General features: G+C 39.2%; 19 protein-coding genes and 6 tRNA genes. 4 read left to right on the plus strand and 21 right to left on the minus strand.

Going from position 1 to position 20,672, the window contains the following annotated elements; all coding sequences use genetic code 11:
• Window positions 1-24: 24 nt before the first annotated feature.
• Entirely contained in the window at window positions 25-654 is a 630-nt protein-coding gene (locus MKY45_RS14320) for an MBL fold metallo-hydrolase (RefSeq protein WP_341173043.1), read from the minus strand.
• 142 nt (window positions 655-796) lie between these two features.
• On the opposite strand from MKY45_RS14320, the gene MKY45_RS14325 reads away from it, so the two are divergent.
• A complete protein-coding gene (locus MKY45_RS14325) occupies window positions 797-970 on the plus strand; it encodes a DUF2759 family protein (RefSeq protein ID WP_084612994.1) in 174 nt (57 codons plus the stop codon).
• A 585-nt stretch (window positions 971-1,555) separates the two neighbouring features.
• On the opposite strand, the gene MKY45_RS14330 is transcribed toward MKY45_RS14325, so the two are convergent.
• The 9 genes from MKY45_RS14330 to rpmG form a co-directional block, all read right to left on the minus strand.
• Window positions 1,556-2,761: an ISL3 family transposase gene (locus tag MKY45_RS14330; RefSeq protein ID WP_341172375.1), complete on the minus strand. Its 1,206-nt coding sequence runs from the start codon at window positions 2,759-2,761 to the stop codon at window positions 1,556-1,558.
• A gap of 181 nt (window positions 2,762-2,942) precedes the next feature.
• A complete protein-coding gene (locus MKY45_RS14335) occupies window positions 2,943-4,883 on the minus strand; it encodes an LTA synthase family protein (RefSeq protein WP_193063933.1) in 1,941 nt (646 codons plus the stop codon).
• Between the two features lie 220 nt (window positions 4,884-5,103).
• On the minus strand, window positions 5,104-6,063 hold the full coding sequence (locus MKY45_RS14340) for an ROK family glucokinase (protein WP_042534775.1): 960 nt from the start codon (window positions 6,061-6,063) through the stop codon (window positions 5,104-5,106).
• The gene (locus MKY45_RS14345) at window positions 6,056-6,268 is read right to left on the minus strand and encodes a YqgQ family protein (protein ID WP_042534778.1); all 213 of its coding nucleotides are present in this window, start codon (window positions 6,266-6,268) and stop codon (window positions 6,056-6,058) included. Before MKY45_RS14345 ends, MKY45_RS14340 begins: the two co-directional genes overlap by 8 nt.
• 67 nt (window positions 6,269-6,335) lie before the next feature.
• Window positions 6,336-7,781, minus strand: coding sequence for a spore germination protein (locus MKY45_RS14350; RefSeq protein ID WP_042536315.1), 1,446 nt, complete (start codon window positions 7,779-7,781; stop codon window positions 6,336-6,338).
• A 138-nt stretch (window positions 7,782-7,919) separates the two neighbouring features.
• The gene (locus MKY45_RS14355; RefSeq protein ID WP_341173044.1) at window positions 7,920-9,467 is read right to left on the minus strand and encodes a rhomboid family intramembrane serine protease; all 1,548 of its coding nucleotides are present in this window, start codon (window positions 9,465-9,467) and stop codon (window positions 7,920-7,922) included.
• Between the two features lie 209 nt (window positions 9,468-9,676).
• Window positions 9,677-9,847 carry a hypothetical protein gene (locus MKY45_RS14360; RefSeq protein ID WP_175297070.1) on the minus strand — a complete coding sequence of 57 codons (171 nt, stop codon included), beginning with the start codon at window positions 9,845-9,847 and terminating at the stop codon, window positions 9,677-9,679.
• A 94-nt stretch (window positions 9,848-9,941) separates the two neighbouring features.
• Entirely contained in the window at window positions 9,942-10,511 is a 570-nt protein-coding gene (locus MKY45_RS14365; RefSeq protein WP_052485088.1) for a 5-formyltetrahydrofolate cyclo-ligase, read from the minus strand.
• A gap of 69 nt (window positions 10,512-10,580) precedes the next feature.
• Window positions 10,581-10,730 (minus strand): 50S ribosomal protein L33, encoded by a 150-nt coding sequence (gene rpmG, locus MKY45_RS14370; protein ID WP_040985278.1) that lies wholly within the window; start codon window positions 10,728-10,730, stop codon window positions 10,581-10,583.
• Window positions 10,731-11,110: 380 nt separating this feature from the next.
• On the opposite strand from rpmG, the gene MKY45_RS14375 reads away from it, so the two are divergent.
• Window positions 11,111-11,341 (plus strand): hypothetical protein, encoded by a 231-nt coding sequence (locus MKY45_RS14375; protein WP_042534783.1) that lies wholly within the window; start codon window positions 11,111-11,113, stop codon window positions 11,339-11,341.
• A gap of 12 nt (window positions 11,342-11,353) precedes the next feature.
• Window positions 11,354-11,968 (plus strand): hypothetical protein, encoded by a 615-nt coding sequence (locus MKY45_RS14380; protein ID WP_341173045.1) that lies wholly within the window; start codon window positions 11,354-11,356, stop codon window positions 11,966-11,968.
• A 96-nt stretch (window positions 11,969-12,064) separates the two neighbouring features.
• On the opposite strand, the gene MKY45_RS14385 is transcribed toward MKY45_RS14380, so the two are convergent.
• The 11 genes from MKY45_RS14385 to MKY45_RS14435 all read right to left on the minus strand — a co-directional run bounded on the left by MKY45_RS14385 (window position 12,065) and on the right by MKY45_RS14435 (window position 20,189).
• Window positions 12,065-14,182, minus strand: coding sequence for a peptidoglycan D,D-transpeptidase FtsI family protein (locus MKY45_RS14385; protein WP_341173046.1), 2,118 nt, complete (start codon window positions 14,180-14,182; stop codon window positions 12,065-12,067).
• A 201-nt stretch (window positions 14,183-14,383) separates the two neighbouring features.
• A complete protein-coding gene (locus MKY45_RS14390; protein WP_341173047.1) occupies window positions 14,384-15,661 on the minus strand; it encodes an MFS transporter in 1,278 nt (425 codons plus the stop codon).
• Between the two features lie 101 nt (window positions 15,662-15,762).
• Complete coding sequence (sodA, locus tag MKY45_RS14395; RefSeq protein WP_042534787.1) at window positions 15,763-16,374, minus strand: superoxide dismutase SodA; 612 nt, start codon at window positions 16,372-16,374, stop codon at window positions 15,763-15,765.
• Between the two features lie 270 nt (window positions 16,375-16,644).
• A tRNA-Phe gene (locus MKY45_RS14400) sits at window positions 16,645-16,717 on the minus strand.
• 53 nt (window positions 16,718-16,770) lie between these two features.
• Window positions 16,771-16,863: transfer RNA gene (locus MKY45_RS14405), tRNA-Ser, on the minus strand.
• Window positions 16,864-16,875: 12 nt separating this feature from the next.
• Window positions 16,876-16,952 (minus strand) — tRNA-Ile (locus MKY45_RS14410).
• Window positions 16,953-16,968: 16 nt separating this feature from the next.
• Window positions 16,969-17,044: transfer RNA gene (locus tag MKY45_RS14415), tRNA-His, on the minus strand.
• A 31-nt stretch (window positions 17,045-17,075) separates the two neighbouring features.
• Window positions 17,076-17,152: transfer RNA gene (locus tag MKY45_RS14420), tRNA-Met, on the minus strand.
• Window position 17,153: 1 nt separating this feature from the next.
• Window positions 17,154-17,228 (minus strand) — tRNA-Asn (locus MKY45_RS14425).
• 418 nt (window positions 17,229-17,646) lie between these two features.
• Window positions 17,647-19,275 carry a Na/Pi cotransporter family protein gene (locus tag MKY45_RS14430; RefSeq protein ID WP_341173048.1) on the minus strand — a complete coding sequence of 543 codons (1,629 nt, stop codon included), beginning with the start codon at window positions 19,273-19,275 and terminating at the stop codon, window positions 17,647-17,649.
• A gap of 278 nt (window positions 19,276-19,553) precedes the next feature.
• Complete coding sequence (locus MKY45_RS14435) at window positions 19,554-20,189, minus strand: NfeD family protein (RefSeq protein WP_341173049.1); 636 nt, start codon at window positions 20,187-20,189, stop codon at window positions 19,554-19,556.
• 134 nt (window positions 20,190-20,323) lie between these two features.
• Between MKY45_RS14435 and MKY45_RS14440 the strand changes: the two genes are divergently transcribed.
• The gene (locus tag MKY45_RS14440; RefSeq protein WP_341173050.1) at window positions 20,324-20,650 is read left to right on the plus strand and encodes a hypothetical protein; all 327 of its coding nucleotides are present in this window, start codon (window positions 20,324-20,326) and stop codon (window positions 20,648-20,650) included.
• Window positions 20,651-20,672 lie beyond the last annotated feature (22 nt).

Consider the following 20,672-nt stretch of genomic DNA (forward strand, 5'->3'; position numbering starts at 1 on the left):
CCCCGCAATAAAGATACTACCTTTCTATGCCGGAAAAAAAGGATTATTTTTCTTCTCATAGCCGATTGTCGTTGCTGGCCCGTGGCCGGGAAGAACCGTCAGATCCTCCGGCAAACGATATAATTTCTCCCTTACCGAATGCTCAAGAATATCTATATCTCCATCGACTAAATCTGTTCTTCCAATCCCCTGTTGAAACAGGACATCTCCGCAAACAGCAAAATTATCTTCAGGGAAAACAAAGCTGATGCTTCCCGGCGAATGACCAGGGGTGTGTAATGCCTCCATGAAAAATCCGCCAGCTTCCAATGGTCCTTCTTCTAATTCTTTATCTGCCGCTTGCGCAGTTACAGGCTGACCCATTAATTTAGCTGATCCATTTAATTTAGGCTCCCCTAACCAATCCCATTCAGCTTTATGAAGATAAACCGGTGCATTTGTAAATTCCCGAAGCCCTTCCAAACCACCGATATGATCAAAATGAGCATGGGTCAGTAATATTGCCCTCACGTTCAGCTGATGTTTTTCAATGGCAGCAATAATCTTCTCCGGTTCACCGCCGGGGTCGATAACTAAAGCATCTTTTTCTTCTTTTTTGTAAACGATATAGCAATTTGCCTGGACTAAACCTACCGGCATCGCAATAATTTCCATACCTATCTCTCCATTCTTTTATAATAACTCGACAAACACTTGGAAATACTATAAAATATAAATAGTTTAACGATAATTACATAGTATTAAATACTGACTTTTTACACAAGAATAATTACGTTGAAAAGGAGGAAAATTTCGGATGAGCCATATTATATTAGGAGTTATATTTTTAGCAGTTGCACTATTAGCGGTCGTATCCGTGATTCGTCAGTTGAAATATAAAAATATACTGGCGCTGTTATTTTCTGCTCTGACTGCAGTTGTCTTTGGATTCTTCTCCATCGCGACTATTATTTCAGAAATTACGGGCTAAAACGAAACGGACAGATTCTTTTTATGTTGCATAACATGAAAGGAGTCTGTTTTTTATTGCACTTTTAGGAGTATCTAAAAAGTTGGTGGCGGCCGCTTCAACGGGTTTCATGAAGTGAGTAATATCAGGATTCAGAACTACACTCCACTTCCCGCAGCGTATATCTCGTTAACAACAACACTGTGTTTTAAAAGTCTAATAGTGCTCCTGATTTTTCTTATCTTAAAAAAGCCTGTTCTCCAAATAGTAAAAATAAAAAATACCACAGGAAGCAAAATAAGCCTGATTAAGGCATCTTCACTTTTATACATACTCATTTGCAAGTAATTATAAATACGAAGCCAGGAGTGATTAAATGCGACTTTCTAAAGCAGACCTGCTGGGCAGCATCATTATGTTCATCACTCTTTGTGTTTTTATTTATTCTTTTATGAAAGAGCCGAGATTCTTTAATATTGCATTTATAGCAATCGTTTTTGTTTATTTTATTAGATTATTTGTAAAGCAAAAATACAACAATAGAAACAGCTGATTAATTAAGGTTCTATGTCAAATGTGGTGGTGGAAAAACATTCCTCCACCTCTTTATTTATAAGCTTGCTTCAGCACAAGCTTGACCTCTTGTTGCCATAGAATTTTCTTTCTCATTCGTTCAAAATTTTTAATTCCATAAGATAATCGTTTCAATACTTTAATCGTATTATTGACTCCTTCTATGTAGCCATTATTATAAGGATACATAAAAGAATGCAGAATTTCCTGGTGCCATCTTTTAAATGTACGTGCGACACGATGAAATCCTTCTAATGTGGATGCCTCTAACTTTTCCAGACATACTTCTAAACCGGAAGTTACATTGTATGCATCACTTTCTTTAAACCACGTATCTAACGCTTGTTTTAAATCATAGGCTTCTTTTAAACGGGCATCTATTTCTACTAATTGCTGTACTTTTTTCTTCTGATCATCCGAACAGGCTGCCCATGATTTCCAAAGAAGTTTCTTGGAGCGTTTCATTCGAAGCCGATCTTTTTTAGGAAGCTCCTTTTGAACTTCACGGCGCACCTCATCCAAAGCCCAATAGACCTGACGCATGAAGTGGAAACGGTCAGCGATAATCAGGGGATTGCCCAATGCTTTTCGAATGGCTTGTTTAAACGCTTGAGATAAATCCATCACAACCATTTCTACTTTACCTGTATCACATGACTTTAGATACTTCTCAATCGTTTCTACTTTTCGATCAGGTAAGATATCGATGATTCTTCTATTCTCCACATCGACCACATTCAATTGAAACCTCTCTCCATCCGCATCGCCTTTAAATTCATCAATCGCAATGACTCGAGGTAACACTTTACTGGAGGTTAGCTCCTTCCGATCAAACCACCGTAAAACACGATTCACTGTTACACCAGTTACCAGTGCTGCCGTACGAAAGGAACTCACCGCTGCATGCTTCATCGCTGTGGTCTGAACACTTGCTATACACCGTTGATAACGGTGTATCATCTGAAGCCGTTCATAAAAGGTGCGATGACAGGACACACAAATGTAACGCCTTTTCCGTAATGAAATATGAACTTCTTTTGTCGTAAAAGCAGGCCCTTGAATGCTTTGCCAACGGTAACCATGAATCCGTTTGGTTCTTTCTCCACAAAACGGACATTTCTGCATGCGCGGTTTCGTGAATAACTCCGCAACGAAATGACTTTCTTCTTCTCTGAGATCCCAGACATTTACATGAGAATCTTTTATTCCTAATAACTCTGTGATAAAATGATGATGCACTCTTTTCCTCTCCCATTCCTTTTGTCTCGACAACTCAAGGTTATCAGAGAGAGGAAAAGGAGTGTATTTTTTTGCCTCCGTTCCATCTGGCGATGGAACGGAGGACACCACCACATTCAGTATAGAGCCTTAATTAATACAGAAAAAACGATGCAGGCGCTCATCACCTGCATCGTTTTTATTATTCTTCTTCCTCATCTCCAAAATCAACAAATCGGAATAAGTCTCCGTATATGATGGAGTCGGAATAAGAAAGCTCTGTATCCACTTGTTCTTGAATGGAGTCACAAGCACTTTCTACTTGTTCTAATTCTTCACTTGCTTCTTCCTCAGAATCAGTCTCTTCTTCAATGGCCTGATCCATTGGCTCTCCGGTTTCGCGGTCATAACAGATTCCAGCTGTACTTACATAATCATCACTGACAAAATCGCCATTACGTAATGCGATATAGTCTTTTCTGTCATCACTGAATAAGTCATTACCGAAATAGATATCCTCGCCAGGGTCGACATCAAGCATGTTCAACATGGTTGGCTTCAAGTCGATTTGACCGGCAATCTCATCCATTACTTGGCCATTACCGTCTCCAGGGATGTGGATAAATAATGGTACACGCTGCAATTGCACCTGATCATACGGAGTAATTTCATCCTGATCTAAATATTGGGCCATCGCTTTATTATGGTTTGCGCTGATTCCAATATGGTCACCCATAATGACGATAATGGAATCCTCATACATACCGGATTCTTTCAATTCATCAAAGAATTCTTCAATTGCCTCATCCATATAACGGACAGTTGGGATATAACTGTTCAGTGTATTGGAATTGGAATCAAATTTATCAATTGTTGCATCTTCCTCATCTAATTCAAACGGGAAGTGATTTGTCAGTAAAATCATTTTGGAATAGAACGGCTCTTCCAAATCCTCCAGAAGCGGGATAGATTGTTCAAAGAACGGTTTGTCTTTCAAACCCCATCCTACAGAATCTTCTGGTGTGACATCGTATGATTCCTCACCAAGGAATTCATCGATTTCTAAGCTGTCATACATAGCATCTCTATTCCAAAAGCTTTTGTTGTTCGCATGCAATACGGAAGAAGTATAACCGGCTTCTTTAATCATTTCCGGGAAGGAATGATAATCATTTCCTCCGTGGGTAAAGAATACAGCACCGCGGGACAGCGGGTACAATGAATTTTCTACTAAGAACTCGGAATCAGATGTATTTCCCTGACCAGTTTGTTCATAGAAATTATCAAAGTAATACGTATCCTCATCTTGAGCTAAATCATTCAGGAACGGCGTAACCTCTTCCCCATTAACTTCACTGTTCATCACAAAATGCTGCAATGATTCTGCATTAAGGAAAATAATATTTTTATCCTTCGCAACACCATTCATCTCTTCACTGCGCTCATGATCTACATTTTCTTCTATAAATTCCTGAATTTCAGGAATTTCATTTCCGTCAGCAAAAACACGCTGTGATTCATTTTTAGAATGAACAACTACATCGTATACATGATAGTTAAGCAGCCCGATATTTTTCACTAAATATTCGCGATCAAAACCACGGGTGAATAACTGCGGTCTTTCCATTTCTGCTAAGAAAAAGTTACCTGCAAGTAAAACTAATGAAAACGCCAGAACACCGACTTTTCCACTTCTAGGGTACAAGACAGATAAACTTCCTGCAAATTTCTTACTTATATACCAGACAATCGCCACATCAGCAAAAATGAAAAGGTCCCATGGCTTAATCAAAGTTAAGATACTGGATCCTAAATCTGTCATATTGCTTCCCATAAATAATTGCGGGATGGTGATAAAGTCTGTGAATTGGCGATAGAATACCAGATTTGCCCAGACAATCAGTGACATCGCCAGCATCGCATACCGAATATATTTCATTTGTCTGGAAGACTTTTTAAACCAGACCCCTAATGCCAGTATTAAGAATGCTGACACAAATGGATTAATAAACAGAATTAATTCCTGCATGGAGTTATCAAGTTCAATATTAAATACAAATCGATAGACAATATACGTTTTCAGGCCAAGAAGTAACGCCGCTATGACATAGAGCGGTATCTTTGGCTTTTTAAATCGTTTCATTATATCCTCTCCTAAATAATAAAAACAGGAATTCGAGTTTATCCTTTAACATACTTCTTCCCATTTTATAAACTAATGTAAACCTACAATTAATGAATTCTACATCTTTTTCATACGATTTGGCAAGCAAAAGGTTTCACATTAAATCATTTTATTTTAATACCCGTTCATAAATTACTATTTTAGTAGATAATCTAAAAAAATCAAGTCTGAAAATCAATTAACTATTATTTTCATATACCAGATACGCTCCGCCGATAATGCCTGCATCATTGCCGAGCTGACAAACTTTAATCGTACATACCTCGCTTATCCTTGGCAGTGCGTGTTTTCTGAATGCTTTTGTAACAGCATCGATTAAATAATCCCCTGCATTGGAAACACCGCCGCCTATCAAAATATTGGAAGGATTAATAATCATTGACATATTTGCCATCGCTTTACCTAAAACATCTGCGGTATAGTCAATAATCTCCTTGGAAGCCTGGTCTCCCTGTTTTGCCAGCTCAAAAATATGCTGCGTGGTAATACTTCCCTCTGATTGAAATAATTTCGCCAATTTGGAGTCCGGATTTGTCTGCACCTTTTCCATTCCCTGTCTGACGATGCCTGTTGCTGATGTAATAGTTTCTAAGCATCCTCTTTTACCGCAGTTGCATAAATAACCATTCTCTAATACTTCAATATGGCCAATTTCACCAGCCATTCCATTGGCACCATTTAAGATGGACCCATTTGCGATAATTCCGCCTCCAACCCCTGTACCAAGTGTGATGGCAATTAAATTTCTGGATTGATTCCCTGCACCGACCCAGTTCTCTCCTAATACGGCAATATTGGCATCATTCTCAGCATAAACGGGAACGTTCGCCAGTTTTTCAAGCTCTTCCGCTAAATGAATATCTTTCCAGCCAATATTTACAGCTTCTGCAATAATACCGGCATGCGCATCTACAAAGCCCGGTGCTCCGACGCCAATTCCTTTAATAGAAGCATCCTTGAATGACGGCGTCTGTAATTTTGATTCAATGCTTGCCCAAATATCTGGAATGATATGGACCCCTTCATTTGTTAAATCCGTAGGGATTTCCCATTTTTCAATGATGTCTCCATTTTTTGTAATAAATCCAATTTTAACGGTCGTACCGCCGATATCTACGCCTGCTAATAGTTCACTCATTGTTTTCCGTCCCCTTTTTATATTCTCTTATCTCTTTTTTCAGAAGCAATAACGCTTGTTGAAATTGCTCTACACTGATCAATTTCCATTCATATAGTTCATTTATTTCCATTATCATTAATTCTAAATCACCTAAACGATCTGCTGTATAAATAAAAGTACCAAACTTCAACAGCAGTTTTCGTACATCGTGTATATTCTCCATGCTATCACCAAAAACATTATACCAAAAGGGCATGAAAATGGGAAATGCGAAAAAGACCCAAATCGAATCAACGATCTGGATCTTTCGGCCGTAATATGGATGGACGCAGATGTCTCTCTGGTAATGGAAAACGAATAAAGGTATCACGCATATTCTTTGCGGAGAATGGAACCAGCGGCCAGAAATAAGGCGTATCCAACGTTCTCATTTTTATTAAAAATAACAGCCAAATGGTTACACCGACAACATATCCGCCGACACCGAACAAAGCCGTTGTAAATAATAAAAATAAGCGGACAAGGCGGTTGGCCATCCCTAATTCATAGCTCGGCGTGGCATACGAGCCAATGGCTGCCGTCGCAATATATAAAACCACCTCATGGGAAAACCAGCCGACTTCTACCGAAACCTCGCCAATCATGATTGCAGCAACCAGGCCAAGAGCCGTTCCCAGTGCTGATGGCGTATGAATCGATGCCATCCTTAAAATATCTAGGCCCAGCTCGGCGATTAAAAATTGAACCAGCAATGGAATAACACCTGAATCTTCCGGTCCGATAAAATCAAATGCTGCCGGCAGCAGCTCCGGCTGTACTGAAAATAAATAATATAACGGCAGTAGGAGAAGAGAAAAAAAAATGGCAATAAACCGAACAATTCGTAAATACGCTCCGACACTCGGTTTTTGACGATATTCTTCTGCATGCTGCAAATGCTGCCAGAATGTTGTCTGCGTAATCATCACACTGGGAGTGCCATCAATAATAAGCACGATATGACCCTCTAACAGATGAGAAGCGGCTGTATCAGGCCGCTCGGTATAACGGACCGCCGGATAGGGATTCCAATATCGGCGGCTAAAAAATTCTTCAATCGACTTTTCTGCCATTGGCAGCCCGTCTGTATCTATGCCGTCAAGTAACTCTTTCAGCCTCTCCACCTGTCTGGAATCAGCTATATCTTCTATGTAACTGATAACCACATCTGTTTTAGAGCGTCTGCCTACCTGTGTAAACTCCATTCTTAAGGAGCGATCTCTGACCCGGCGCCTGGTTAATGCCGTATTAAATACGAGGGTTTCCACAAATCCATCACGGGGGCCCCTGACAACCCTTTCCAAATCAGGCTCTTCTGGAGACCTTGCCGGATATTCTCTTGCATCAATGATAATTGCCTTATCCATTTCATCCACAAATAAAACAGTGGCTCCAGAAAGGATAAAATCGACTATTTTATCCATTTCTTTCATTTCTTCCAGCTCAATATAGGGAATATCTCTCTTCATTAATTTTCGTAATGTATCGGTATCCAGCTCATTCGGCTGAAGCCTTTGCAGCGATTGCATAATATAAAGCATGATATCGTCTTTTGCAAACCCGTCGACCATAAACATAGCCATATCCTTCCCGGCATAGTTTAAGTCTAAATTAATTATGTCGAAGCTTTTATCCACTCCCAGATAAGACTTTAGATAAGAAACATTGGTTTCTAAACTTGAAGCTACTTTTTTCATCTGATTGGTCAATTTTATCACCTTATATCATAGGATGTAGATAGTTTATATCACCAGATGAAATCTATACATGCTACATCATTTAAAACACACTAAAAAACCAGATTGCCATTCACGTTCAGCAGTCTGGTTTTTTAATCAGTAAGGTTGCAAATCATCCTTCAGCTTGGATAATTCTTCATCATCTGGAAAATGAGATAAGCCTTCATCAATAATAGCTTCGATTTCTGCGGTATTTGCGCCTTGCCTTGAATATAAAACGGCCAGGTTATTGTACATTTGCGGCAGTCTATGGTCGTATTGAACAGCCTCTTCCAAATCCTCTGCAGCATCTGTATACTCTCCTTCTTGAATATACGCAAACGAACGATGGAAAAGGAAATAAGGTATCAGCGTCTCATCATTCGTATCATCCAAAGCTTCTGTTGCAATGGAAATGGCTTCGTTAAAATGATTCTCTTCTAATTGCATCTCTACTTCAATTAATTTCAACTCTAGAGATGAAGAATTGAAAGACCAGCCATAAATAAACAATCCAAGACTTAGCACAACAAAACCAACCAAAGCAAGCAGCTGATTCTTTTTATTTTTTTTGTTTGGGACATAGGCTGCTGCAGCAATCAAAAACCCGCCGGCCAGTCCGCCAAGGTGCGCTCCCATATCGATTTCAGGAATAGTAAATCCAATCACAAGGTTTATCCCTAAAATAAGCATGATATTAAAGCCCATTGTCTGAAGGAAGATTTTCTTATAAATCAACCCAAATAAGAGAAGTGCGCCAAACAGAGCGAATATAGCGCCCGATGCCCCTGCTGACACATTGATAGAAAAAGCAAAGCTTGCAATAGAACCTGTTAAACCGCCCAGGAAATAAATAAAAAGAAACCGGATCCTCCCGAATATCTGTTCAATGGCTGCGCCAAGGTAGAATAAAGCAAGCATATTCATCATCAAATGAAGAAAATTTAAATGTAAAAACATCGATGTGAAGAATCTCCACCATTCTCCTTCCATGACAAGCAGATTAAAATTTGCCCCCATATCAATTAAATGCTGTGTATTCTCCATTTCTCCGCTGGTTATTTGAAAAATAAAAATGAGTACGTTGAAAGCAATCAATATGTATGTAAACAACGGTTTCGAAAATGAAAATATTTTCTTACGATTCTCCATTTCTTCCTGTATTTCTTGAAATAAAACATCTTTCATGCGCTTTGCGGCAGTTTCTTTATCAGTTTCTGTTACATACTTTTCTCTATCCGAAGATAATGAAATATGTAGATCATGGTTTAATTGACTGATTTCTTCCTCTTCATTTGCTTCAGCAAGATAATATGTATGCATCTTTGGAGCTTTCTTTGTTCCTTCTCCCCGCGGGTGCTTTACGTCTTCCCAATCATCCACCGGCAGTTCTTCTGCGATATAAATTGAATAGAAGACAGCATTTGAGCTCGCAATAGCCTGCCTGATCCGCTGCATCTGCTGGTAGGCAATCTGCGAATCCTGACGCAGGTGATTCGACCAATCAAACGTTTGCGGTTTCACTCGAATAATAGCGGATTTTCTGTCAGCTTTGCGCTCCAGCCAGATTTCATCCGTTTTATAGTCACCAGCAATAATTCGAAAACCTTGTGTTGTTAATTTATTCACCAGCTCATACGCCCGATATTGCATAGGTATGTCCATAAATCATCCTCCCCTCTTTGAAGCATACCAAATATTTATAATCAGGTACAATTTTCCGTTTGCAGTAAACCAGGGTGCAAAGATAATTTTTAAACAGATTCGTAAAGCACACCTGTCTTACCATCCTGAGTAAGCTCTCGTTTCGATTCGCCGACAAAGAGGGAGCATGCAGATGAATGGTGAAGAAAATAAAAATGGTGATTTAGAAATTAAACCATTTCCTTTTTCTTTTTCCACAAAATCATATTACCAAGCAGCGGTACCAGGTACTTTCTCCCCTGTTTCCAATTTAACATGCTGTTTAAAATGCGGTACCTCCATTTCATAAAAAGGAATGCAATGGATAGCAGCATCGCAAATACAAAGATAAAGCGCATCATTTTCCTGACCTCCTTCGAGATAGTACCCTTTTTGAACAACCTCTTTTACATCTTTTATTGTCAACGAAGAAAGCCATCTTATACATTAGATATGCTATTTGGAAGTTTTTATAGTTCGTTTTTCTGTTATAATCAGCTCTACAGGCAAATCATGACTTTCTCTTGGAATACGATCAACTAGCTGCTTTTCCGTACACAGTGAAATCGTTACACCCTTATAATCAGCCAGCATACGATCATAATACCCGCCGCCATAACCGATGCGATAGCCGTCCTTGTCAAAAATAACACCAGGCACCAGCAGCAAATCGATATCAGCAGGCGCTATAGGTGTCGTTTTTTCTGGAATAGGTTCTTTTATCCCGGCATAGCCAGCTTCGATTTGATCGAGCTGATTCCAAACATAATATTGCATTTCTTTCGTTTTCACAATACATTTAGGGGAAGCGATTATCTTTCCTTCCTCCCATGCCTTTTCCATGATGGAAGATGTAGCCCACTCCTGAGCCGTGGAGATTGTGATGCCTATTGTCGCAGCCTGCTGAAACACAGGACTTGCCACTAATTGATTCTGCAGTTTTTCTTCTATATTTTTCCGTTCAAATTCCGACAATCCGCTTATATACGTCAGCATATGCTGCCGCAGCATCTTTTTTTCTGACATGAGAAATCCACCTCCATAGATAAAAAAACTCTTATCCAATAATATCAGATAAGAGTTTTTTATGAATGCTTATTTAGTTTCACGGTGTAGGGTATGTTTTTTAAGACGTGGTGAGTATTTCATAAGCTCAATACGTTCCGGATTATTACGTTTGTTTTTTGTAGAAATATAGTTACGATCTCCTGTTTCCGTGCAAGCTAACGTTATATTTACGCGCATATCTATCCCTCCAAACTTTTCAACTTGCCTTTTTACATAACTGTACAGACTTTAATTATATTATCAAAGTTTCTTCAATTTATCAAGAATGTTTCTTCAAAGAATCCGAAAACTTTTCATACATTGATTTATTAAAGTTAAAGCAGACGTTTATCAAGATTTCTCCAGCTTTTAGCATAGTCACTTCTTTTAATTTATGGTATAACTATAAATGATACATAAAGTGCGTGTTCAAAAAGTTTCCAATGGTATTCGGCGGGACGAGTAATCACAGCAATGTGGTCAGCTTAATGCAGCCGCTGCGACGGGTAAACGCGGACCTATTACGCTGCGTACATTTGAAGGCTTTTGAACATCCTCATAAAGGGAGGGAATTAAAAATGTTAGTTGCCATTTTGGCAGTTGTCGTCATTGGAATTGTTCTATTTATCCTGTCATTCTTTATTAACGATCGTCTGGAAGAAGTAGAGAGTCAGCTTGAACAATTGTCTATTACAACAATGCAAGATACATATCAGCTGAAAAAGAAAGTATCTGTTTTAGAAGAAGAATTATTGCCTCAAAATATATCTGACGACGCTGTATCGTCTCAACCTAAAAATAATAATTAGAGGAGTATTATCATGAAACAACATGTAAGAGCGTTTGCTGTCGGTCTATTAACCAGCGGTGCCCTGCTTCTCGCTATTTATCTTTTTGGCGGTCAATCCTCAGGCAATCTGAAGGATACCGAGCCGGAAGATTTGATTTCGGTTTTGGAAGATCAAGGTTATGCCGTATTGACTCAGGATGAATACATTGCCTATAGCGTTGGCAGAGAAGATGGGGAAGAAGAAAATTCCGATGCAGATGAAGGAAACGGAAACGAAGAAGCAGATTCCGATTCAAACAACGATTCGGATGAAAATGATAGCACAGATGAAGAAGAAAATAGTAATGATGAAGAAAGCAATGAGAACGAAGATAGTAATGATAACGACTCAGAAAGCAATGAAGATGACGAAGCATCCGAGGATTCTGATGTGATTGAAGTAGAAATCACACTGGAGGACGGCGCACCGCCTTCCACTATCAGTAATGCTTTAGAAGATGCCGGTATTATTGATGACGCGTGGGACTTTAATGATTATCTGGATGATAATGATTTAAGCGGCAGTGTCATACCTGGAACCTATGAAATCGATAGCGAGATGTCGTTCAGCGAAATTGGCGATGTCATCACCACGTATTCCGAATAAAATCATCAAATTTAAAATGAGCTGTTCCATCCGGGAGCTGCTCATTTTTTATATGATTCACAAAAAAACTTCCACCCGTTACGGGCAGAAGTTTTTTTATTCTTCGTTTTCAGTTTCACTGTCTTCGGAAGAATCACCTTCCGCATCTTCATCATGCTCTTCTTTTATTTCGAAATACGTATCTAAAATACGTTCACCAATTTTCAGGTTGACCTGGTCTCCTTCACCAATTCCAACATACGGTACAACCACGGCAAAAGCAACCTCCGGATCATCATAAGGCGCATAGCCGACTAATGTTAAATTATTAAGGGCAAACTCCTGGCCGTCTACATACTGAAATGACTGCGCTGTTCCTGTTTTTCCTGCCGGATTATAGGATTTATTCGCAAAAAAACCGCTTCCCGTTCCCTGTGATCCTTGATAGGAAAGACGGAATCCTTCCTGCACACGGCTGATTTGGTCATTTGTCATTTCAATCCGGTTCATTACCGATGTGTTTTTGGAATAATACAAAGGCCCCAGCTCATCTAAAGAAGCGATTGGATCACGCGCTTCCTTTAAGAAATGCGGCTGGACACGGTAGCCGTCGTTGGCAATTGTTGATACATATTGTGCAAGCTGCAGGGTTGTGTACGTATCATACTGGCCAATAGCAAAGTCAAGAATATTACCAGGGTTATCCGGGGCTTCCCCTCTAACGCCGGTACTTTCATATGGATAATCAATCCCCGTAGATGCTCCTAAGCCAAACTGATTAAAATAGTTTTGCAGCGTTTGTAAGGTTTCTCCTATATTTATGCTCAAGCTGGCATTATGCGGCATTGGGTAACGATAGTCTCCCCCTAACCGTAAAGCAACATAGAACATGTAAACATTGGATGACCTTTCTAAAGCACTTAAATCGTTAACGGTTCCCATTGCTGAAACAGATTTTTTCACTGGCGCTCCAGCTAACTTCATCGGCGCATCATTGAAAGCATCGCCCGGTGAAATTACCTCCGAATCATAACCAGTAAGAATTGTTGCTCCTTTAATACTGGAACCAGGCTCATGCGCATTGGCTAAAGCCATAAATGCTGCATCACTGTACTCATTCTTCTCCGAATCATAGTTCAGACCGGAAATAGCAAGCAGCTCTCCTGTTTTCGGATTCATAACCACAGCATACGCATTGGTTGCAAATCGATTTTCATAAGGGCTTTTTGCTTTCATGGACTGAAACTCATCTAATAAAATCTCATCCACTTCCTGCTGAAAATCTAAATCTGTTGTTAACACCAGATCTTTGCCTCGTTCTCCCTCTACTATGGTTTCCGAACCGACAATCGACCCGTTTTGGCGTGTCGTATATTGAATCTGTTCTTTACGCCCGCGCAGAAAATCCTCATACTGCTCTTCCAGCCCGCTCCTGCCGACACGATCGTTCCGGCTGTATCCCTTCGTCAGGTAAGCACTCATATCCTCTGCCGGAATTCCCTGCTCCTGGCTGGAGATACTGCCTAAAATACTTGTTAATGTATCACCGTTTGGATAGACACGATTCCAATCCGTTGTAGCATTAATACCAGGCAATTTATCCAGATTTTCCGCTACAGAAGCATATTCCTCTGCGGAAACCTCTTCATTCTTTACAATTTGAGGGGTTAGCGCATATGCTTTATCGAGTTCTTTTTTAATTGCGATAATTTCCAATTCACCACTGGAAAAATTTGCAATTTCTTCATCCGTAATCAAATCCAGCGTCGCATTATAAACCTCAGAATTGTCCATTTCTTCTGTATCAATTTCCTCTAATCGCTCTTCTATGTCTTCTTGATGTAACAATAAATAATATTCTCTTTTGTCTCTGTCTGTTATTCGATCAATATATTGGTCGTCACTCATATCAATATATTGTGCCAATGTTTCCGCTACTTTCAGACGGTCATCCGCCTGCACACCCTTGGGAGGCGTATACGTAATGGAATACATCGCTTCATTATCTACAATTAATTTCCCGTTTGTATCATAAATCTTCCCCCGGGGCACAGGTATACTTGTCGTATCTAAATTGGTTCTCTCAATTTCGTCCTGATAAGCTTCCCCGTTTAGAATTTGAACAACACCTAACTGAAGTATGAGTGCAGAAAATAATAAGAAGATAGCAAAGAAAAGAATATTCATGCGAACGGGAAGCTGAGCCCGTTTTTTCTTTTTCTTCTTGTCTACCACTTTTCTCCTCCTTCACATCTATTTTGAACTTGCATCGCATTAAACTGTATAGCTCGTTTAAAAGTATATACAATGAATCATTTATGTGCATCTTTTTAAACCTTTAAATTATAAAAAGAAACTCCGCCCCTCGGGGCACAATTACCTTCCGCTTATAATCGTTCAAGTTATAATAAAGACCACTGTTTGATTTTACCACATTTAGCGACTTTTTTCGTCCGTAAAATCTTCTTTTAATGCGATTTTTTGTTTTTTTGACGGTCCAATAAAAATGTTCCGGATGCAAAAATAGATGATGGCATGTCCAGCGCCGAATATAATCAGTAAAGCAGGGATAATCACGTCATGCGGAAATAGGAACATGCCAAATATAAACACGGCAATCGAAGCAATTCTTCCCAGATTCAAATAAATTTCCCGGACTACAATGTATTCCACTCTTCTCTCGCTGACCATCCGTGCTCTGCCAATTACATCATAGGTCAGGGATTGATACGGAACGGTCAGAATTGGGAAGGCAATTCCGATAATCACCGCGTATACAATCAACCAGAACAGACTCATTTCAAAAATAATAATAAAGATAGAAGCAAACAGTAAGATTCCGCCAAATAAAATGGCTTTTTTTCTTAATGCAGGTTGAATCCATTTTAAAGCAACAAAATAAAAAATAATGGATAATCCTGAAAGAAATAAATTAAAAACCCCTAAAATAAGCTCACTGTTCGTAACAAGAAAAATCCAGATGGTAATATAGAAACCATAAATACCTTCTCTCAGCCCTTGAAAAAAGTGAGCATGTAAAATACGCTTCCAATTTTTATTTTTCTTTCTTTCATTGATGACAGCAGGTAAAGCAAAGCTTCCTCTGCTTCCCTTTCGTATAATAAAAAAGCTTACAATAATGGCAGCGATAAACAGGCTTAAGGAAATGATAAAAATAGCGGTATAACCAAAATCCCCGGCCATTTTTGAAATCATCCATCCTGCAAGCAACGGTCCAACCATACCTGCAAAGGAGGTCAGTGTGCCGGAAATGCCGTTAAACCAATCTCTTGTATCCGGTTCGGTAATCTCAAAGGTCAGTACATAATAAGCTAACCAAAAAAAACCGTACCCTATTCCTAATAAACAACCGAGTATAAAATTATAATATGCAGCCAGCTCGCCGATCCAAAGAACGAACAGAAAAAAGAAACATAAAAAAAGAATTCCGATTCGCAATATAATGATGCGATCGATTTTTTTGGATAATTTTCCAGCATAAATAAAAGATAATGCCTGGAATACATAGCTTGCCAAGTGATAATTAGCAATCACAAAAAAATCTCCGGATTGCTTCCATAGGTACACATTAACAAATGTATTTGATAAAAAGATTCCTGCTGCATATAAAGCGCCGATAAGCAAGAGTATCCAAAGATCCCGATATTCATCTTTTTGTTGTTTATATCTTCTGTACTGCTGTTGTAATTGCATAGAAAACGACTCCTTCTTCTTTTATTTTTAGCGAAGGATCCGTATCTATACAAAAAGCTTGCAGAAACATAAAGTTATCTGCAAGCTTTTATAATTATTCTTTATTTTGCTGCTTCGTAATTGTTTGTTACTTGATCCCAGTTAACAACATTCCAGAATGCAGAAATATAGTCCGGGCGTCTGTTTTGATATTTAAGATAATATGCATGCTCCCATACATCTAATCCTAATAGTGGCGTCTTACCATCTGTTAATGGAGAATCCTGGTTTGGAGTGCTTGTGATTTCAAGCTCGCCATTGTTTAATACTAACCATGCCCAGCCAGAACCGAAACGTCCTGCTGCCGCAGCTGCAAAATCCTCTTTAAATTTGTCAAAAGAACCGAATTTGCTGTTGATTTTATCAGCCAGCTCGCCAGTTGGTTCTCCGCCGCCGTTTGGTGACAAAGTCTTCCAGAAGAAGCTGTGGTTAGCATGTCCGCCGCCATTGTTGCGTACAGCGGTACGGATGCTTTCAGGAACCTCATTTAAGTCCCTCACAAGCTCATCAACTGATTTGTTTTGCAGATCTTCATGTCCTTCTAATGCATCATTTAATTTGGTAACGTAGGTGTTGTGATGCTTCGTATGGTGAATGTTCATTGTTTCTTTATCGATAGATGGTTCCAATGCATCGTATGCATAAGGTAATTCCGGTAATTCAAATTTTGCCATGTGTAACTCCTCCTTAAAATAAATGATGATTTTATTTCTACAATTTATACGTTATCAAAGGTAAGAATTTCTTGCAAATATTTTGCACTGATATGTATCAAACATTCCTTATTAAATAACCGTTTACATATTATTGACTATCCCTTTTTGATTTAGTGAAACTTTTTTGCCTTAAAGAAACAACAAAATATTTATAAAAAAGAATCAGATTCCGCTTGCAAAATCTGAAAAAAGCACACAAAAAAACAAGCTTTGCGCTTGTTTTTTAGATGGCTTGGGACGGAATCGAACCGCCGACACAAGGATTTTCAGTCCTCTGCTCTACCGACTGAGCTACCAAGCCGTACATGGAGCTTTGATATAAAAGCTCTCCATCATTCTGTTGTGAAATATGTATGGAGGAGGTAGAGGGATTCGAACCCCCGCGCGGTTTGACCCGCCTCTCGGTTTTCAAGACCGACCCCTTCAGCCAGACTTGGGTATACCTCCAGGCAGAATAAATGGTGGACCCTGCAGGACTCGAACCTGCGACCGATCGGTTATGAGCCGATAGCTCTAACCAACTGAGCTAAGGGTCCTTTTACTATTATTGAATGGGGCGACCGGTGGGGATCGAACCCACGCATGCCGGAGCCACAATCCGGTGCGTTAACCACTTCGCCACGGCCGCCATGAAATAGCAAATGTATGTATATATTTTTTGGTAGCGGCGGAGGGGATCGAACCCCCGACCTCACGGGTATGAACCGTACGCTCTCGCCAGCTGAGCTACACCGCCATGGCTCCACAGGTAGGATTCGAACCTACGACCGATCGGTTAACAGCCGATTGCTCTACCACTGAGCTACTGTGGAATAATGTTTGTTTTAATTAGCAACAAAATATAATTTATCATGTTCTGTTGATTATGTCAACAACTTTTTTTGCGGTGTTGCAAAAGTTTTTATCAGAAGTTGACTGCAAGAATTATAATAGCATGTAATATAACATATTTCAACAAAAACTTATAAAAACTTTTTTCATTTCCGGTAATATATAGAAAAAGCTGTATTTCTATCGCATCTGTTATCCCCACTTTTTAATATGCATGCTTCAAAATAATCAGATGTTCCATAAATGCTGTTGATAATTTATACACCTCCGCGCTGCATAACAATGACCGGCAGTTATCACGTTAAAAGCGTTCTCTTCCCCTTTTATCCCGAAATAGATGAAATAAGGGCTCTATCCGCTTCATTACAACAGATAGAGCCCTTTTATATCAGATTATCCTTAATGGTCTCCTAAGACGTTCTGAGCAATGTTTACAGCATGATCGCCAATTCGTTCTAAATTACTTATGATATCGACAAAAACGATTCCTGCTGATCCATTACAAGTGCCTTCATTCATACGGATAATATGGTTTTTACGGAATTTCCGCTCCATTTTATCGATTTGGTCTTCTTTTTGAATAACTTCTAAAGCCGCTTCCCGATCGTTTGCCTCTAAAGCCTCAACAGCCTGTTTAACTGTCATATACGTTAAATCAAACATTTTGTTGAGATCTTCAATTGCCTGATCTGTCAACGAAACTTTGTTGGACATTTTATAGTCCACCAGTTCAACCACATTCTCAAAATGGTCGCCAATTCGTTCAATATCACGAATTGTACTCATTAAGCTGGTATGTTCTATACTTTCCGGTTCTGTTAAGTTGGTAGAAGCGATATCCACTAAATACTCCGTTATTTTACGATCCAGATTATTCAGCGCTCCTTCAATTTGCAGAGCCATCTCGGAATTTTTCGGATTCTGCGTAGTGACATAACTGTGGGTTTCCTCTAAACCTTGATACGCATATTTCCCCATACGGACGACTTCCATCTTAGCCTGGCCCAGTGCCAGCGATGAAGACTGCTGAAGGAAAATAGAATCCAGATGCTTTGGTTTATACTCAATAATGACATCATCTCCAGGCACCAGCTTCGTAATGAGCCATGCCAAAGCACCGATAAATGGAAATTGAATAACCGTATTTGCGATATTATAGCTTCCATGCGCAAAGGCAATTGTCATCTCCGGGTTTAAACTTAAGCTGGATTGTAAATAGTAAATAAATTGAGTAAACGGATAAAGCAAGATAATAAAAATAATCGCACCTAGTAAATTAAACGTTACATGTGTATAGGCAGCTCGTTTGGCAGCGACAGATGTACCTATACTTGCAAGAACAGCTGTAATGGTAGTACCGATATTATCGCCAAATAATACAGGAATAGCTGCCTTTAAGTCAACTGCACCCTGTGCGAATAACCCTTGCAGAATACCGATGGTTGCAGATGAACTTTGTACAATTACAGTAAATACAGTACCAATAACCACTCCAAGAATCGGTGTTTCACTCATCGAAACCGTCAAATCTTGAAACGCCTGTAAAGAACGGAGAGGTGTCATTCCGCTGCTCATTAACTCCAGCCCATAGAATAGAGCTCCAAATCCGAATATTGCCTGTCCTACAGCTACGATTTTTTGCTTTTTAAAGAAAAAGATTGTAAACGCGCCTAAGGCTAAAAATAACAACGAATATTCCCCAACATCGATTCCAATAATAAAAGCTGTTATGGTTGTACCAATATTCGCGCCCATGATAACACCAATTGCCTGTCTTAATGTCATAAAACCGGCGTTAACAAGCCCTACCGTTAAAACAGTAGTTCCTGAACTGCTCTGAATAAGCACAGTGACAATAATACCAGCAAGCACACCAAGGAAAGGATTGGTTGTAAAGCGGTCCAGAATATCCCTCAAGTGATCTCCTGCTGATTTTTGGAGTCCATCCCCCATCATTTTTATCCCCATTAGGAATATCCCGATTCCTCCGAGAAATTCAATAATTAAACTTTGAACATCGATATCCACGAAAACTTCATCCCTTCTACCTCTTATGTAAACTTTTGTAGAATTTTGCGCCTCATTCATTATTGATGATTCTAAAGAGAATGTAAACATGTTTGATGAAAAATTTACATAGATTTAATATTTGTGTTCATTCGAACAGAAAGGGATGCTTAGTATCTGCTTTTTTCATAAAAATATGTATAATATTAGATCTGATTGCATACAAATACAGGATTCATCTCCAGCTTTATGAAATGAATCCTGTTTCAGGGTTATTCTATTTAATTACGAACTATTAATTAATCTTCTTTAAGCTCCTCTATCCGGACACTGGTTCCATCCACTGCCACTACTTTAATCGGCGTTCCTTTTTTAATCCAGCGTCCGCCAGATACAGCACTGTAATGTTTTTTATTCACTTCAATCGTACCGGAAGGTCTAAAATCGGTCAGCGCAACGCCTTCTTCTCCCAGCAAAGCTTCATACTCTTTACTGAGCGAGCTGTAGCCCTGTTCATTTGTAAGCTGGTCCATTAAAGCGATTTTCGTCCACATCTGCCTCCGTTTAAATACTTTTAAAAACGCCAGAGATGAAAATGCTCCAATGACGATACTGATTACCGCATAAAGACCGTTTGCAAAATCCGGCTGCGGCAATGCAACGGCAACGATCATCAAAACCAGGCCAATTGTAGCCAAGGTTCCATCGTTCAACACTTTGCCATCAATAATAATCAGTAATATTCCCAGGAAGTATATAATAAACATGAGTAAGACCGAATCGGTTTCTGTGTATACCGTAAAATAAACAGTTATAAATCCCAGCCCTAATACACCAAATATACCGCGCATATTTACAAACATTTCACCTAATATAAATAAAGTTCCAAAAAATAAGGCAAGAAATCCAATCCATTGTAATTCAACCACGTCCATACCATTCACACCCTCTCGTTGCCCTGCTTATCATGCATGTATAAAAAAACGATAAGAAGGACTTTTTTGACATCCTCTTCTATATTATATGTACGTATGAGGAAAGAAAATAGTTTCATTAAAGGAGATTTTTTATGGAATTTTTGCGTAGAATTTCCCTGATTACGTTTATTATATTAGTTGCAGTCAGTATTTTTCAAGACTTAGCTCATTCAGACGGGACAACCTCCGTTTCAAATAATGAAAATCTGGAACTGCCTCCTTTTGAAGCTGTTCCGGTAAAAGTAAATCCTGGAGATACGGTCCTCAGTATTACAGAAGAAATCCAAACCATAACGGTCAACACTGTCTCTGTTGAGATTATTTTAAAGGCTTTTGAATCATTGAACCCGAATACCTCCTCCAATGACATCCATGTACATGAAGTTTACTATTTCCCTCAATTTCAAGAGGAGCATTAGAAAAAGCAAACATCCGCTTTAT

It is taken from the genome of Oceanobacillus sp. FSL K6-0251 (genome assembly GCF_038004725.1).
Classification (GTDB): domain Bacteria; phylum Bacillota; class Bacilli; order Bacillales; family Amphibacillaceae; genus Oceanobacillus; species Oceanobacillus oncorhynchi.

What these genes read in the sequence shown, in the direction of transcription:
- MKY45_RS14320 (WP_341173043.1), bottom strand. Translation starts at nt 654, where the DNA reads ATGGAAATTATTGCGATGCCGGTAGGTTTAGTCCAGGCAAATTGCTAT.
- MKY45_RS14325 (WP_084612994.1), top strand. Translation starts at nt 797, where the DNA reads ATGAGCCATATTATATTAGGAGTTATATTTTTAGCAGTTGCACTATTA.
- MKY45_RS14335 (WP_193063933.1), bottom strand. Translation starts at nt 4,883, where the DNA reads ATGAAACGATTTAAAAAGCCAAAGATACCGCTCTATGTCATAGCGGCG.
- MKY45_RS14340 (WP_042534775.1), bottom strand. Translation starts at nt 6,063, where the DNA reads ATGAGTGAACTATTAGCAGGCGTAGATATCGGCGGTACGACCGTTAAA.
- MKY45_RS14345 (WP_042534778.1), bottom strand. Translation starts at nt 6,268, where the DNA reads ATGGAGAATATACACGATGTACGAAAACTGCTGTTGAAGTTTGGTACT.
- MKY45_RS14350 (WP_042536315.1), bottom strand. Translation starts at nt 7,781, where the DNA reads ATGAAAAAAGTAGCTTCAAGTTTAGAAACCAATGTTTCTTATCTAAAG.
- MKY45_RS14355 (WP_341173044.1), bottom strand. Translation starts at nt 9,467, where the DNA reads ATGGACATACCTATGCAATATCGGGCGTATGAGCTGGTGAATAAATTA.
- MKY45_RS14360 (WP_175297070.1), bottom strand. Translation starts at nt 9,847, where the DNA reads ATGATGCGCTTTATCTTTGTATTTGCGATGCTGCTATCCATTGCATTC.
- MKY45_RS14365 (WP_052485088.1), bottom strand. Translation starts at nt 10,511, where the DNA reads ATGTCAGAAAAAAAGATGCTGCGGCAGCATATGCTGACGTATATAAGC.
- rpmG (WP_040985278.1), bottom strand. Translation starts at nt 10,730, where the DNA reads ATGCGCGTAAATATAACGTTAGCTTGCACGGAAACAGGAGATCGTAAC.
- MKY45_RS14375 (WP_042534783.1), top strand. Translation starts at nt 11,111, where the DNA reads ATGTTAGTTGCCATTTTGGCAGTTGTCGTCATTGGAATTGTTCTATTT.
- MKY45_RS14380 (WP_341173045.1), top strand. Translation starts at nt 11,354, where the DNA reads ATGAAACAACATGTAAGAGCGTTTGCTGTCGGTCTATTAACCAGCGGT.
- MKY45_RS14390 (WP_341173047.1), bottom strand. Translation starts at nt 15,661, where the DNA reads ATGCAATTACAACAGCAGTACAGAAGATATAAACAACAAAAAGATGAA.
- sodA (WP_042534787.1), bottom strand. Translation starts at nt 16,374, where the DNA reads ATGGCAAAATTTGAATTACCGGAATTACCTTATGCATACGATGCATTG.
- MKY45_RS14435 (WP_341173049.1), bottom strand. Translation starts at nt 20,189, where the DNA reads ATGGACGTGGTTGAATTACAATGGATTGGATTTCTTGCCTTATTTTTT.
- MKY45_RS14440 (WP_341173050.1), top strand. Translation starts at nt 20,324, where the DNA reads ATGGAATTTTTGCGTAGAATTTCCCTGATTACGTTTATTATATTAGTT.